Source organism: Clostridium yunnanense (assembly GCF_016595795.1).
Taxonomy (GTDB): domain Bacteria; phylum Bacillota; class Clostridia; order Clostridiales; family Clostridiaceae; genus Clostridium_AR; species Clostridium_AR yunnanense.
The window spans coordinates 278,889-293,955 of the sequence record NZ_JAENHN010000010.1 but is presented as its reverse complement, the minus strand read 5'-3'; the positions used below and the strand labels follow the sequence as shown (position 1 = coordinate 293,955).

The 15,067-nt window shown below is 31.2% G+C and carries 15 protein-coding genes and 1 pseudogene; 11 read left to right on the top strand and 5 right to left on the bottom strand.

Annotated features, from left to right (window positions below; translation table 11 throughout):
- The first annotated feature begins 29 nt into the window (after window positions 1-29).
- From JHL18_RS04490 to JHL18_RS04475, 4 genes are read left to right on the top strand one after another with little or no spacing between them, the layout of a single operon-like run.
- Window positions 30-614, top strand: a complete 585-nt coding sequence (locus tag JHL18_RS04490; RefSeq protein ID WP_200266538.1) for a UbiX family flavin prenyltransferase — start codon at window positions 30-32, stop codon at window positions 612-614.
- Window positions 607-1,569 carry an ABC transporter substrate-binding protein gene (locus JHL18_RS04485; protein ID WP_200266536.1) on the top strand — a complete coding sequence of 321 codons (963 nt, stop codon included), beginning with the start codon at window positions 607-609 and terminating at the stop codon, window positions 1,567-1,569. Before JHL18_RS04490 ends, JHL18_RS04485 begins: the two co-directional genes overlap by 8 nt.
- 18 nt (window positions 1,570-1,587) lie before the next feature.
- Window positions 1,588-2,343, top strand: a complete 756-nt coding sequence (locus tag JHL18_RS04480) for an ABC transporter ATP-binding protein (RefSeq protein WP_200266535.1) — start codon at window positions 1,588-1,590, stop codon at window positions 2,341-2,343.
- Window positions 2,340-3,083 (top strand): ABC transporter permease, encoded by a 744-nt coding sequence (locus JHL18_RS04475; protein ID WP_200266534.1) that lies wholly within the window; start codon window positions 2,340-2,342, stop codon window positions 3,081-3,083. Before JHL18_RS04480 ends, JHL18_RS04475 begins: the two co-directional genes overlap by 4 nt.
- Window positions 3,084-3,315: 232 nt before the next feature.
- On the opposite strand, the gene JHL18_RS04470 is transcribed toward JHL18_RS04475, so the two are convergent.
- The gene (locus JHL18_RS04470) at window positions 3,316-3,801 is read right to left on the bottom strand and encodes a 2'-5' RNA ligase family protein (RefSeq protein ID WP_200266533.1); all 486 of its coding nucleotides are present in this window, start codon (window positions 3,799-3,801) and stop codon (window positions 3,316-3,318) included.
- A gap of 183 nt (window positions 3,802-3,984) precedes the next feature.
- Between JHL18_RS04470 and JHL18_RS04465 the strand changes: the two genes are divergently transcribed.
- Both JHL18_RS04465 and rfbB read left to right on the top strand, forming a co-directional pair.
- Complete coding sequence (locus JHL18_RS04465; RefSeq protein WP_200266532.1) at window positions 3,985-5,172, top strand: MerR family transcriptional regulator; 1,188 nt, start codon at window positions 3,985-3,987, stop codon at window positions 5,170-5,172.
- Between the two features lie 152 nt (window positions 5,173-5,324).
- On the top strand, window positions 5,325-6,377 hold the full coding sequence (gene rfbB, locus JHL18_RS04460) for a dTDP-glucose 4,6-dehydratase (RefSeq protein ID WP_200266531.1): 1,053 nt from the start codon (window positions 5,325-5,327) through the stop codon (window positions 6,375-6,377).
- An 83-nt stretch (window positions 6,378-6,460) separates the two neighbouring features.
- On the opposite strand, the gene JHL18_RS04455 is transcribed toward rfbB, so the two are convergent.
- The 3 genes and pseudogenes from JHL18_RS04455 to JHL18_RS04445 form a co-directional block, all read right to left on the bottom strand.
- Window positions 6,461-6,613: a hypothetical protein gene (locus JHL18_RS04455; protein WP_200266529.1), complete on the bottom strand. Its 153-nt coding sequence runs from the start codon at window positions 6,611-6,613 to the stop codon at window positions 6,461-6,463.
- A gap of 339 nt (window positions 6,614-6,952) precedes the next feature.
- Window positions 6,953-7,795: a D-amino acid aminotransferase gene (locus JHL18_RS04450; RefSeq protein WP_200266527.1), complete on the bottom strand. Its 843-nt coding sequence runs from the start codon at window positions 7,793-7,795 to the stop codon at window positions 6,953-6,955.
- 358 nt (window positions 7,796-8,153) lie between these two features.
- Window positions 8,154-8,249: pseudogene (locus tag JHL18_RS04445) on the bottom strand (PadR family transcriptional regulator); the annotation flags it as partial.
- 410 nt (window positions 8,250-8,659) lie between these two features.
- Here JHL18_RS04445 and JHL18_RS04440 point away from each other — a divergent pair.
- The 3 genes from JHL18_RS04440 (at window position 8,660) to JHL18_RS04430 (ending at window position 11,711) form a co-directional block, all read left to right on the top strand.
- Complete coding sequence (locus JHL18_RS04440; RefSeq protein WP_338025445.1) at window positions 8,660-9,523, top strand: radical SAM protein; 864 nt, start codon at window positions 8,660-8,662, stop codon at window positions 9,521-9,523.
- Window positions 9,524-9,535: 12 nt separating this feature from the next.
- Window positions 9,536-10,783, top strand: a complete 1,248-nt coding sequence (locus tag JHL18_RS04435) for a radical SAM protein (RefSeq protein WP_200266523.1) — start codon at window positions 9,536-9,538, stop codon at window positions 10,781-10,783.
- A gap of 448 nt (window positions 10,784-11,231) precedes the next feature.
- Entirely contained in the window at window positions 11,232-11,711 is a 480-nt protein-coding gene (locus JHL18_RS04430; RefSeq protein WP_200266522.1) for an S-ribosylhomocysteine lyase, read from the top strand.
- Between the two features lie 111 nt (window positions 11,712-11,822).
- Here the strand turns inward: JHL18_RS04430 and JHL18_RS04425 are convergent, their stop codons facing one another.
- On the bottom strand, window positions 11,823-12,365 hold the full coding sequence (locus tag JHL18_RS04425; protein WP_200266521.1) for a hypothetical protein: 543 nt from the start codon (window positions 12,363-12,365) through the stop codon (window positions 11,823-11,825).
- A gap of 466 nt (window positions 12,366-12,831) precedes the next feature.
- Here JHL18_RS04425 and JHL18_RS04420 point away from each other — a divergent pair, with 466 nt between their 5' ends.
- Both JHL18_RS04420 and JHL18_RS04415 read left to right on the top strand, forming a co-directional pair.
- Window positions 12,832-13,209: a BlaI/MecI/CopY family transcriptional regulator gene (locus JHL18_RS04420; protein WP_200266520.1), complete on the top strand. Its 378-nt coding sequence runs from the start codon at window positions 12,832-12,834 to the stop codon at window positions 13,207-13,209.
- Between the two features lie 8 nt (window positions 13,210-13,217).
- A complete protein-coding gene (locus JHL18_RS04415; protein WP_200266519.1) occupies window positions 13,218-14,969 on the top strand; it encodes a M56 family metallopeptidase in 1,752 nt (583 codons plus the stop codon).
- Window positions 14,970-15,067 lie beyond the last annotated feature (98 nt).

Here is a 15,067-nt window from a genome sequence, read left to right as displayed (position 1 = left end):
AAGCATAAATCATTCAAAGGAGATTACATATGAAAAAAATAGTTATTGGAATCACAGGTGCCAGTGGAAGTATATATGCAATAAGGTTAATTGAAGAACTATTAAAAAAAGAAATCTTTGTTCATGTAATATGCACTGACAATGGTAAAAAAGTTATGAAATACGAAACCTCAATTGATATTGAAGAATGGATAATGGATTTAAAAGAAAAATATGAACATTTAAAGCTTGAAGATATAAACAATCTATTTTCTGGAGTTGCTAGCGGTTCCTATAAATTTGATGCTATGATTATACTTCCTTGCTCAATGGGAACCTTAGCAGAAATCAGCATGGGTTTAGCTAAAAATTTATTATGCAGAGCCGCAGATGTTTCTTTAAAAGAAAATAGAAAACTTATTATAGTTCCTAGAGAAACACCACTGAATGCAATACATCTTGAAAATATGCTAAAGCTTTCAAGGCTTGGAGTCACTATTCTACCAGCTGTGCCAGGCTTTTATCATAAGCCTCAAAGTATGGATGACTTAATTAACTTTGTTGTTGGAAAGATATTAGATTCACTTTCTATAGAAAATACTTTATTTAAAAAATGGGAGGATACAAATGCTTAAACTAAAAAAAATACTAACTATTATTACAGCTTCTACTCTTGTGTTATCGCTAACTGCTTGTTCGCCTGTAAAGGAGAAAGCTACTACTACCTCTTCTGCATCTAAGCAAACTCTAAATTTTGGTGCAGTATCATCAGTTGATGTAATACCTATTGTAATTGCCAATGAAAAAGGTTACTTCAAAAACGAAGGTGTTGAAGTTAATTTTCAAGGGTTCAAAAATTCAAAAGATAGGGATGCAGCCCTTCAAGCTGGAACTCTAGATGGAGTTATTTGTGATGAAATAGCTATCTCCCTTTATCAAAATGCTGATTTTGATGTAAAGATAACAGGCATTACTGATGGCGATTTTATGCTTATAGCAAATCAAAAATCCGGAATAAAATCAATAAGCGATCTTAAAGGCAAAAGTGTAGCTATCTCTGAAAAGACTTCCATAGAATACACTCTTGATAAAATATTAGAAAAAAATTCTCTTGACCCTAAGGATGCAAAAAAATCTATGGTCCCTGCTATTCCTACAAGACTTGAGATGCTAAGAAATAACAATGTTGATGCGGCACTTCTTCCAGAACCTTTTGCATCACTTGCTCTAAGTGATGGAGGAATATTACTTGGTAGTGCTAGCAGTTTAGCTACATACCCTTCAGTAACAGCATTTACACAGAAGGCAATAGACGGTAAGGGTGCTGAAATAAGAGCATTTTATAAAGCTTATAACCAGGCTGTTGATTACATAAACAGTACAAAAATCTCAGAATATGAAGCAACTATTATCAAAACAGTAGGTTACCCTGAGGATATGAAAGGTAAGATTAAACTACCTAAGTTTAGAAAAAACACTTTGCCTAAGGAAGCTGAAGTTCAGTCTGTAATAGATTGGGGAACAAAAAATGGTCTTGTTAAAAAGACTCTAATCCCTAAAGATTTAATGAATGATATAGGAATTAAGTAAATCTTATGGAGGCATTCTATGCTCAATATAAAGAATCTTTCAGCAAGCTATAAATCTCAGGAAAACTTAGTAACAGCTCTTGGTCCTGTCAGTATGAAAATTACCCCTGGAGACATATATGCGGTTATTGGCCCCTCAGGTTGTGGTAAATCTACTTTACTTAATGTACTAAGCGGCATAATAAAGGACTATCAAGGTGAAGTAACACTAAATGGTGAAAATCTGTCTCCGAAAAAACATAATATCGGTTTTATACCTCAAAACTTTGGACTACTTCCTTGGAAAAACGTTCAAAAAAACTGTACTTTATCTCTTAGGATAAAAGGGATTGCCCTGGATGATTCCATTAATGAAAGAATTGATTACATCCAAAACAAATTAGATATTTATTCATTAAGGAACAGATATCCCAATGAACTGAGCGGCGGACAAAAGCAAAGAGTTGCTATTGCTAGAGCCTTTATCATGAATCCTGATTTGCTTTTAATGGACGAACCTTTCTCTGCATTAGATGCTTTAACAAGAGAAGAAGCTCAAGAGCTTTTCATTGATATGTGGAATCAGTATAAGACAACTACCTTATTTGTTACTCATAGTATAGAAGAGGCTATCTATATGGGAAAAAAAATTGTGATTATGTCCCACTGTCCTGGTACCATAGTGAAAATAATAGATAATCCTTTGTTTAATACTGATAATTTAAGAGAAAATGAAGAATATCTAAAATTATCTTCATATCTTAGAACTATAATAAAAAAGGGATGGAAAATATGAAGGCATTAAAGAAAATCAAGCTATTTGTCCAAGGTTTTGTGCTGTTTAACCTTCTATGGTACCTTCTTGCTAGCGTAATTCATATGAGGGTACTTCCGAAGCCTACGGATATATATCTTAACATGAGCATCATATTAAGCGAAAAGATTTATATACATATTTTAGTCAGTCTATACAGGGTTGGATATGGACTCATCATCTCCTTATTTGTAGGGATTTTAATTGGTCTTCTTATGGCCTACTCAAATGCATGGAATAAAATACTTAATCCGCTAGTTTACTTTACTTATCCAATACCAAAAACAGCGCTACTTCCAGTAGTAATGCTGTTATTTGGCTTAGGAGATTTATCAAAGATATTTATTATCGTGTTGATACTTGTATTTCAGATTATTGTAGCAGTTAGGGATTCAGTTCTAAATATTCCCTCAGAAACCTACAACCCCTTAAAAAGTCTTGGCGCTTCAAAGCTTCAGATATTCACACATATAACCTTACCAGCAATTTTGCCAGAATTACTTACCAGCGTACGACTTTCAATAGGAACTGCGCTGTCTATTTTATTTTTTGCCGAAGGTTACGGAACTCAGTATGGTATGGGATATTATATCCTAGATGCCTGGAGTAGAATTGACTATAATGAAATGTATACAGGAATCATAATACTGAGTCTATTAGGTTTTGCTCTATTTATTTTGATTGACATTTTTGAGGAAACTGTATGTAGATGGAAGGCTTGATTTTAAGTTAAAAGCCTCACTAAAATCTTTAGTTTAGATTTTGGTGAGGCTTTTTTTGTTAGTGCTCTATTAAGAAAATTAGCCATAAGCATTTTTCTTTCATAAGCAAACCACTTTTATTAAAGATGAACCACTTCGATCCGAAATCTATTTTTAAAACTCTCACGGCTTCTGGTGAGAGAATTTAAAAATAATAAACTTCATTACGAAGTGGTACATCCATAAATATGATTTATAATAGGTTTTCTTCTAACATTAAACGAGTTGGCCAGAACTCATATAAACTGATCGACTCTACTCTACCCTCAAAACTTTTAAAGTTCTCTGCTACAATCGGTAATGCTTTGTGAATCACTTCATGATCATCAATTAATAGTGTTGTATGGGCTGTCCACCCGTTGTCATCACTGAAAAACTTCTGCAAATTTAGAAGGTCGTAATTTACTAAAGGTGCTATAAATAAAACATCAAGTCCAAACAATCCGATATTATTTAATCTTATATCAAAGCCTCTAAAATTCTTAGATACTGACTTTACTTTTTCCCTAAGCATTTCCTCATCAGATAATTTAAATGTTCCAAGGGTCATGTGATAGGGTACATCAGCTGTTTGTCTTCCTACAAAACCATTTTCAAGTAAGACCTGTTGAATATCCTTTAGTTTTTGCTGAGTTTCTTCGTCATATTGAGCTAGAACACATAATATTTTATCTTCCATCTTTACCTCTCTTTCTGTTTCCTTCTTTAACAACTACTTTCTCTTTTATTACTTTATATATTACCAATAATTGTATTTTCCCCATATAACCATTGTCAATAGTTTAATTTTTTACAGTAAAAAATTAAACTATTGACCCTTACCTAAGGTAACCGCTTATAATTAAGTTGGGTGATAAATATTATGAGAGATAAACATTTTTACACAGCAGGTGAATTTGCTAAAAAAGCAGGAGTCACCATAAGAACCATAAGATTTTATGATAACAAAGGACTATTAAAGCCATCAAGCCTCAGTGAAGCTGGATATAGGCTATATACTGATGAAGATTTTGCAAAGCTTCAGGTTATACTAACCTTAAAGTACTTAGGCTTTTCTTTAGAGGATATTGCAGCTTTGGTTGTATCAGAGGATTCAAAGATTGATAGTTTAAGAGACTCACTAGAACTGCAACTTGAAATGGTAAGAAGTAAAATAGAACATCTGGAGCTTATAAAAAAATCAATTATTGAGGCTAAAAAGGTAATCGAGGAAGAAGATCCCGATTGGAACAAAATAGTTGACATAATACATGTTACAAACATGGAGAAAGATTTATCAACCCAATATAAGGATTCTAGAAATTTAAAGGTAAGAATAAATCTTCACGACAAGTTCAGTGTAAATAAATATGGCTGGTTCAATTGGTTATTTGATAAAATAGATACTTCGAAGAAAGATAAGGTTCTTGAGATAGGTTGCGGTGATGGTCAGCTTTGGAAGAAATCTCAGGATAAGATTCCAGAGGACTCAGAGATAATATTATCTGATATTTCCCATGGAATGCTAAATGATAGCAAAGAAAATCTAAAAAGTTTAAATACAAATATAAAATTTCACATAGTAGATTGTACTAACTTACCCTATGAAGATGAAAGCTTTGATAAAGTAGTTGCAAATCACATGATTTTCTATGTTAAAGATAGAAAGCAGGCTTTTTCAGAGATAAAAAGAGTTCTAAAAAAAGGTGGTCATTTTTATTGCAGTACCTATGGATTAAAGCATATGAAAGAGATTGAAAATCTTACAAAGAGCTTTGACAGCAGAATATCTTTATCAGAGGTGCATTTAGAGGAGATCTTCGGCTTAGAAAACGGAGAACCTCAACTTATAGACTACTTTCCTAATATAGATAAACTTATCTACGAAGATAAATTAATTATAGATCAATACAAGCCTTTATTGGATTATATACTCTCTTGTCATGGAAATCAGCATGAGATACTAGCTGGTAGATATGATGAGTTTGAAAAATATGTTAAAGCAAAAGTTGAAAAAACAGGCATATTTAAAGTATCAAAATATGCTGGGTTATTTATATGTCATAAGTAATATGTATGTACCAGTCTGTAATAAAATTTATATTTTAAAGTTGAAGTGATACATCCATAGCAAGATATCTTTAGACTATACTTATTTTAATATCGAAAAAACTTTATCCGGATAGTTTTTTAAATAGATATATTGAGAGGAGAAGACTTATTATGAAAACTTATTTAGTAACAGGAGGAGCTGGATTTATAGGCTCAAATTTCGTTCTTTACATGCTCAAAAAATATACTGACATAACAATAATTAATTTAGATAAATTAACTTATGCAGGTAATCTTGAAAACCTAAAAGAGGTTCAGGGAAATCCTAATCATATATTTGTGCAAGGAGATATTTGTGACAAGGACTTAGTTACAACACTTTTCGAAAAATACGATATAGATTATGTTGTTAATTTTGCTGCTGAGTCTCATGTTGATAGAAGTATAAAGGAACCTGAAATCTTTGCTCAGACTAATGTTTTAGGAACAGTTAACCTTTTAAATTGCGCTAAAAATGCTTGGGAAAGAGAAAGTGGATGGAAGGAAGGCGTAAGATACCATCAAGTATCTACTGATGAAGTATATGGCTCACTTGGAGAAACAGGTTACTTTATGGAAACAACTCCACTTGATCCTCACAGCCCATATTCATCAAGCAAAGCTGGAGCTGACTTTATGGTAAAAGCTTATTCTGATACTTACAATATGCCTGTAACTATAACAAGATGCTCAAATAACTACGGACCATATCATTTCCCAGAAAAATTAATACCACTACTTATTAACAACTGCTTAAACCATAAAGATCTACCTGTTTATGGTGATGGATTAAATATAAGAGATTGGCTTTATGTAGAAGATCACTGCAAAGCTATAGATATGGTTATTAGAAATGGAAGAATCGGTGAAGTATATAATGTTGGCGGCCATAATGAAAGAACCAATATACAAATAGTTAAGACTGTCATAGCATATATCCATGATAATGTTGATAACACTGTAACAGAAGACTTAATAAAGTATGTAGAAGATAGAAAAGGTCATGATAGAAGGTACGGCATAGCTCCAGATAAGATAAAAGAAGATTTAGGCTGGTATCCAGAAACTACTTTCGAAGTTGGTATCATTAAGACTATTCAGTGGTATTTAGATAATAGACAATGGATAGAAAATGTTACTTCAGGTGATTATAAACATTACTATGCTAAGATGTATAACAATTAATGAATTTGTCCCAATAGAAAATTACTTGATCAACCATAGGTTTATTTAAATTAAATCTATGGCTGATCCACTTAATGATACTTTTATTTATTTACACATACTTTACAAACTTTTATAGTTCCGTTATCAGTAACTTTATCCCAAAGAAGCTTAACACCACCTCTTTTGCAAACAGGGCAAGTTCCTCTCCAATTAAGAATTTTTTTGATACCTTTACCTCTCTTGTTCTTTGCCATTTTATTCCCCCCTTTCTATTCAAAAGTTTATTCGTTTCTTATTATTTAAATTCCTATTTTGTATGTATATTTTCATATTGCTGATCATCTCAAAAGTGCTTTTCTATACACTTGCCTTCTATTTATTCAAAGGCTAATAAAGGAATCTATTCTGAATATATGCGTCTCCATACATTTCATATACCAATATCTTGTAATATTACTCATTTAATTGATAAAGAAAGAGAGCCATATCTTTATTCAAGATAGCTCTCCATTAGTTCTATATTATATCTTATATATTTAAACCCATTTAAAATATTGTTAATTCCTATTGCTTAATTAAGCATATTCTAGAACTTATTTTGTTTGCTCTAAAAATTCTTCAAGTAATGCTGCCTGCAGATTTTTAACTATCTCTGCTGCCTTTCCTCCTACCGGAACCCCATCTACCTCACAAGCACTCATGCAAAACTGCCCTGAGCTTGTGACTATAACTTCATCTGCTTCCATTAACTCTTTCAAAGTAAATGGAGTTTCGTCTACAGGTATATTGAACCTTTCACACATCTTTATTATATGCGCCCTTGCTATTCCTGGCAAAATCAAGTTATCTGTTGGTGCCGTTCTAAAAACACCATTTTTTATTATCGAAACATTGCTATGAGAACATTCTGTAACTCTATCCCCTCTATGGAATATAGCTTCATCACAGCCTGCCTCCTCAGTTTTTTGTGCTGCTATGACATTTGGTAATAGATTTAAAGTCTTAATATTACAGTGTAAAAATCTAGTATCTTCTAAAGTAATTAGTTTTACTTTCTTTGACATATCCTTAATAGCACGTGGAGTTAGCAGTATCCAAACATTTGCCTTCACTTCATCCCCGAGAAAAGCATGATTACGCATTCCAGTTCCTCTTGTAACCTGCCAATATACAAACTGTTCTCCTGAATCTACTTTCTTAACCATCTCTTGTAGCAAATCTTTAAATTCATTCTTTGTGTACGGCATTTTAATAGACAATAGCTCTGCACTGTTATAAAATCTATCAATATGTTCATCTAATGCAAATATCTTATGATTTCTGCTATATGTAGCATCATATACTCCATCGCCAAAATAGCATACGCGATCATTCATTGGTATCTTCATATTTTCAATCAAATCATACTCACCATTATAAAAACCTAAATTCTCCATTAATTTTCCTCCCTCTATACTTTATAAACTCACTGATATATAGGTAAACATTTTTAATTTGAAGCTACACAGCTTTACTTAATCAACTAATTTATTAAGATTTTCTCTATTTAAATTATCGAACTATTCTTAATATTAATTATATCTATATTATAACGAAACATCTCTCTTATATAAATAAAAAACTTCTAAAGCCATTGAAATATCCAGGTTTAGATACCTAAAATTTTTATACTTTCTTATACATTAAAAAAGCACCATTCAGTTACGAATAGTACTTTAATAAATCAAATTTATTTGACATGGCTCAATATCTCTAGACTTTCCTTTTTTTACTGCCATAATTTGCACTTAACCATATCAAGTAACCATGCTTTTCTTCTATCACGCTTGATAAGATGTACAAAGCTGTATCAATTAACTCTCCTATTTCAACAGATTCTTTTCGTGCCATAAGTATCATCCTTCTAAATATCAGCTATATCATTAAATGATATACATATCAATATTTGTAAAACAACATTTAATGTTATTATTTATCGGTATTATTTCTTTTTACTTCTTAACTTAAATATACTTTTATAGTAAAAAACAAAAGACAGCGCAGATATATTGCATATGTTCTGTCTTTATATTGATCTATATGGATTTACCACTTTATAAAAAAATACAATGGGATTGAATAATTATATTTTTTAGTGTAAAATTACACCATAAGAGCTAATTATCCATATATGTATAATTATTCTTACAAGATTCTAATTAAATAGATACTTATAAAAATATCAATTTATTCAATAATTTTATGAAAAGAAGGTGAAATATTTGAAAATGAAATCTTTTATGAGTCTAGGTGTCTTCGGAATGAAAACTATACTTTTCAAAATGAAGAAACCAATCTTAGGTACCATAATTCTTACGGATTTTTGTAATCTAAGTTGTAAGCATTGTGCTGTTAATAATATAAATAAAATCATGTATCCTTACAACGATATATTGGAGGAAATGAACAATCTATATAACGAGGGGATTAGAATACTATTTTTCTGCGGTGGTGAAACCTTAACCTGGAACTATGAAGGCAGGACAATACGCGATCTTATAAGAAAAGCAAAGGAAATTGGCTTTTTAGTCGTAAATATTGTCACTAATGGTACTATTGATTTGGACCTTCCTGAAGCTGACGTAATATTTCTAAGCCTTGATGGAACTAAGAAAAATCATAATTTGATAAGAGGCAATACTTTTGATACTATTCTAAACAATATCTCTAAAGCAAATTCTTCTAATATCTGCGTGTATATGGCTGTAAATAATATAAATTATAAAGACATTGAACCCTTATGCAAATTAGTCAAAGAAACTCCAAACCTAAGCTCGATATCCTTTAACTTCCATACCCCTTACCAAGGTACAGAACACCTCTCTCTTACAAACGATCAAAAAGTACAAGCTGTTAATTCAATTAAATCCATGATAAGTGGGGGTTACCCAGTATTCAATCTCTACTCAGCCTTAGATTATTACCTTAAAAACAAATGGGAAAGGCCTTGTTATCAATGTTTAGTTTCTGAAAACAAACAGAGATTTGTCTGTGGCAGATGCGTCGAAATTGATGGACTTTGTGATAAATGCGGATATCTTTTTGCAGTTGAATTTTCTCTTCTTTGCAAAGGGAATGTTAGAGTAATTCTTGATATGATAAGAACTTACTTAAAATACGTCTAGGAGGGTTAGTTAATGATTACAGACTTCTTAAGGTTGCTTTTTACAAGATCTTTTAAGCCATTCATTTTTACAAATAAAACCAACTATGAGCTTAATATGGATGTACCAGAATTAGGTATATATGTGCACATCCCGTTTTGCAATACTTTATGTCCCTTCTGCCCTTACAACAAGGTAAAGTATGATAAGTCTCTGGCAGCTTTATATAAAGATGCTTTAATAAAAGAAATCAACATGGCTGGGAGAATAAAAAATAAAGCAAATAAAATAACCAGTGTATATTTTGGTGGTGGTTCACCAGCGCTTATGGTCGAAGAACTTGCCGATATAATGAATTCACTTAGAAATAATTTTAATATAACCTCCAATATAGGCATAGAACTCCACCCAAGAGATGTTAATGAAGAGACTCTTCTAAAATTAAAAAACATTGGCTTTGACATGGTTAGTATAGGTATTCAATCTTTTCAAGAGAAATGCCTAAAGGTTTTAGGCAGAGAATATATTTCTGGTGCTGATAAAGTAAAAATCATAGCGGATGCGGGCTTCACCACCATAGATGTTGATCTAATCTTTGGCATAGACGGACAAACCAAGGAAGATTTAGAAAATGATTTTACTATTGCATTTAAGTCAGGAGCGACTCAAGTTTCAACCTATCCTTTTATTGATTTTTCCTATGCAAATAACAAAAGTAAACCTTTAGGAAAAAGGGATAAAAAGAAACTTCTTGAATATCTTGAAACGGTAAGTGAGAAGCTTCAATGCACCAGAACTGCTGTGTGGACTTTTGGCAAAAAAGATATACCCAAATATTCTTCTGTTACAAGAGATAATTTTATAGGTTTTGGTCCAAGTGCTACTACACTTTTAAGCCATATATTTAAAGTTAATACCTTTTCAGTAGAAGAATATATAACCTGTGTAAACAACGATAATATTCCAACTGCCCTCACCTTAAATTTTACAAAAAGAACTCGTGCACTTTATTGGTTATTTTGGAATTCCTACACTTTAAAAATAAACAATGATAACTTTAAGCAGCTCTTTAATAACAACTTAGAACAAATATTCAAATTTGAATTGAGACTTGGAATACTCCTAGGACTTATACGCAAAACAGAAGAAGGTTATGAACTAACCAAAAAAGGCACCTATAAGTATCATTTAGTTGAACAAGCCTACACTCATCAATACATCGATAAGACTTGGAGAATAGCGAGAGAAAAAGCATGGCCAGACAATATAAAATTGTATTAAATGAAAGCTCTCTAATATATCTTCATTACTCCCTATCCTTGACTATATAAACTCAAAATGATAAAATTTATTAAACTTATTGGAATACTTTGATATACTTTTGAATATGTTATTATATACATCATATTTATGTCTAAAGATGTACCACTTCGAACCGAAATCTATTTTTAAAACTCTCACGGCTTCTGGTGAGAGAATTTAAAAATAATAAGCTTTTTTACGAATTGATACATCTATAAAAGCTATGAATATATGTGCGTAGTTCCTTTAAAAAAGCTTATGTTTTATATTGAAACTCTATGTTTTTCGTTATGATACTTAGCCTAAATTTCTATAAGCTTTGTCAAAACTCAAGAAAATATATTGATGCTATACAAAGATTTTGATGATAAAATCAAAGAAAAGTATTATAATTATTATACTTTTTAAATTAATAGGAGTGATTAAAATGGAGAAGATCGCAAGCTTTACAGTAAATCACTTGGACTTACTTCCAGGTGTATATGTATCAAGAAAAGATAATTTTAAAGATGTAATTCTTACAACCTTTGATATAAGAATGACTAGACCAAACCTTGAACCTGTTATGAACACTGCAGAAATGCATGCATTTGAACACTTAGGTGCTACTTTCTTAAGAAACCACAAGACTTATGCATCAAAGACTGTTTACTTTGGACCAATGGGCTGCAGAACTGGCTTCTATATAATACTTGAAGGTGATTATGAGTCAAAAGATATTGTCGGTTTACTAAAAGAAATGTATCAATTTGTTGCTGATTTTGAAGGTGAAATTCCTGGTGCATCAGCTAGAGACTGCGGAAACTATTTGGATATGAATCTTCCAATGGCTAAATATCTAGCAAATAAATTCTTAAAAGAAGTTCTAGAAGTTATAACTGAAAAGAACTTAGTGTATCCACAATAATATAATGATGCTCAGAAATAACAAGCCATCCGCTAAAATTAATAGTGGATGGCTTGTTTATTATTTTTATATTGTACATTTTCATGTATCTTTTATTTAAATACTTTTACTCTATTTATAAAGCATCTTCGCGTAATTATTTATTGTATAAGAGTATACTTTCCACTGATTATCCTCATAAACAAGTCCTATATAACCTTTTTCTGTATCTTTTTCAACCTTCTGATCTTTATCATAAGCTACTTCTACCGATGCAGTATAGTCAAATCCAAACTTACCTTCCTTCTTGTCCTCAAAGGTTTTCTCAAACTCTACCTTAGTAGCTTTTACAGTGCATTTATTTGTAGCGCAAAACTTAAGACTTCTAGTATAAAATCTATCTGCAATCAATGACTCTAAAGCCTTAGGTGTAGTTACAGTTTTGAACTTATCATGAGCCTTACTAATATTATCAAGAGTTTGCATCTCCTCTGATGCTTCCTTACTTGATTTCACTTCATAAAACTCATACAAAAACTTCTCTGCTGTAGCTTGAGCTGTACTTTCCGAAGCCTTAGCCTCTTCTGTTTTCTTTGAACTGTTAGAGCATCCAGTAATAATAAATATACAAAGTGTTAATACAGAAATGATTATTAATATGGATTTGTTTTTCATTATAATTCTCCCCTTTTGAATTAAAATATTTTATAGCCCTTTTACTTACATATTATGTTTATATAAATAATACCACCCATTCCTGGAATTTTATATAATCAGATTCTTATATTTACCTTAAGAATATATAAAGGATTCCTACATCGAAACTTAAGTTATACTTGTTCGATAATTCCGGCTTCTGGGGATTATCGGTCACGTATAGCTTACATAGTTGAGTTAGGAATCCTATAGAGATTTCCCATGTATAAATTAATAGTTGCACTAGAGACTCACTCCTAAATATGTATCTCTTAATTAAACTAAATATTTTTTATAAATCCCTACATTTCAATTTTTCCAAAAAACAAAGTAAACAACAATTTATATGAATATTGCTTCACTTACCTCTGACTTTAATACTATTGACAAATCTCTCCTACAGTTGTAGGATGAAATTAGGATTACAATTGTAGGAGGATGAAAAATGAGTAAATTACCCAAAATATCTGATTCTGAGTGGGAAGTTATGGAGGTAATATGGTCAAAAAAGCTATGTACTTCATCAGAAATAGTTGATGCTTTAAAAGATAATAGCGAATGGAGTCCAAAAACTATCCACACACTAATAACAAGACTGGTAAAAAAAGGTGCTGTGGATGTGGATAAAACATCTACAACCTATAAATATAGTCCTTTAATATCTGAAAAAGATTTAAAAAGTCAGGAAACTAAAACTTTTGTACAGAAAATTTATGGTGGATCTCTCAAGCTCCTTCTATCAAATTTTATTAGAGAAGAAGAATTAAGCGTAGATGAAATTCATGAACTAAGAAAGCTTCTAGATGAAAAAACTAATAAGTAGGTGGATTTATGTATTTATTAAATAAAATATTCACATCTATCGTATATCTATCTTTAATGGCCAGTGCTGCAGTTATTTTAATATCACTAATGAAATTAATATTCAAAAATAAATTTAGCGGATCTTGGCATTATTATATTTGGCTTATAGTTATCATTAGACTTATGCTTCCCTACTCTATTAACAGTAATATAAGCTTATTTAATTATACAAGTGCCGCAATAACAGATAACCTTAGTAAGAATATTTCTACCATAATAGAAGAAAATAATATCAGTAAGGTACCAATATCCCCTGGGAAAGCAAGTATCAATACGCCAGAGGCTTCATCCAATAATATAGATTCACAGAAGAGCACACTGCCTGATATAGCTTATACTCCTAATTCATATAGCCTCTTTGAGAGTATTAGCTATAAATACAACCTTCCAATATTCTGGCTCATTGGAGTGACTTTATTAACTTCTTATATATTACTATCTTATATATTATTTAACTTAAAAATAAACTCTAGAAATAACAATAGTGCTACAGGCCTACATCCTATATTGAAGGAATGCAAGAAAAAGCTTAGAGTAAATCGTAAGGTAAAAATAATATATAGTAATGATATAACTAGTCCTTGTATATTAGGTATAATCAAACCTCAAATACTAATACCTAGCTTTTTATCAAAAGAGTTAGGCTCCAAAGATCTAGAATATATACTACTACACGAACTCTCTCATCTAAAAAAGAATGATTTAATATTAAATTGGATTATGACATCACTGCAAGTAATCTATTGGTTTAATCCAATAATATGGCTAGCTTTTACAAAAGCAAGGAAAGACTGCGAATTAAGCTGTGATAGTTTCGTATTAAGAAAACTCTCTAAAACCTCATATAAGGAATATGGAGAAACTTTACTTAAAATTGCAGCTTCATATACTGGCTACAAATGGACACCTGGTGTTACTTCAATAGTAAGCAAAGGAGAAATTAAAAGGAGAATAATTATGATTACAAAATTTAAAAAACAAAGTATAGCATGGTCAATAATAGCATTATCCTTAACTCTGTTAGTTGGTTGCGGAAGTCTAACAAATCCTAAAAATAATGAAGCTACTAATAATAGTACTGTAACAGATAATACATCAAAAAATAACAGTAGCTCTAATAACTCAGAAGTAAGTGTTCCTAACTCTAATGATAATACTTCTAACAGCAATAACAATGGTTCTTCTAATACAGTTAACAATAATAATCAAAGCTCAAATAACTCGCCATCTTCACAAGGTCAGGCTACTACCACAAATAAAAGCACAGAACTTTTAAAGAACATTTACGCTCTTGCTAAACAAGGTAAAGTTCCTGATTGTGAGTTTGCAAGTAAGGACACTCTTTTCGGAGATGTAGCAACTAAATGGGGAAATCCTGATAGAGTTGATAATGTTGGATCAGGACACACCTCTGCTAGATATGCATTATATAATAACAAAGGCTTTCATTTTGGTTTGAATAAAGGCGACCAAGTTTTTGATGTAAGATCCTTCAAAAGTTATCTAAAAGAAATAAAATATAATGATGTAGAAAAAACTTTAGGTAAACCATCAACTATCAATAAAACAAATACAGAAACTATAATGATCTATAATGTGAATAAAACTTATCAGCTTATGCTTATCTTCCCTAAGCCAACTGATACCAATAAAAACCCTTCACTTGATCATATTTCAGTATATGACCCCGCTGATGCAGTAAATAATATGGCTGGCTAAATTAGGTTAACCACGGTCTTTAAATAAACTATAAATAAAAATGGTATTTTGAATACTAGATAGCTTACTTGAAGTTGAATTTCTAAAGGGTTGGTTTA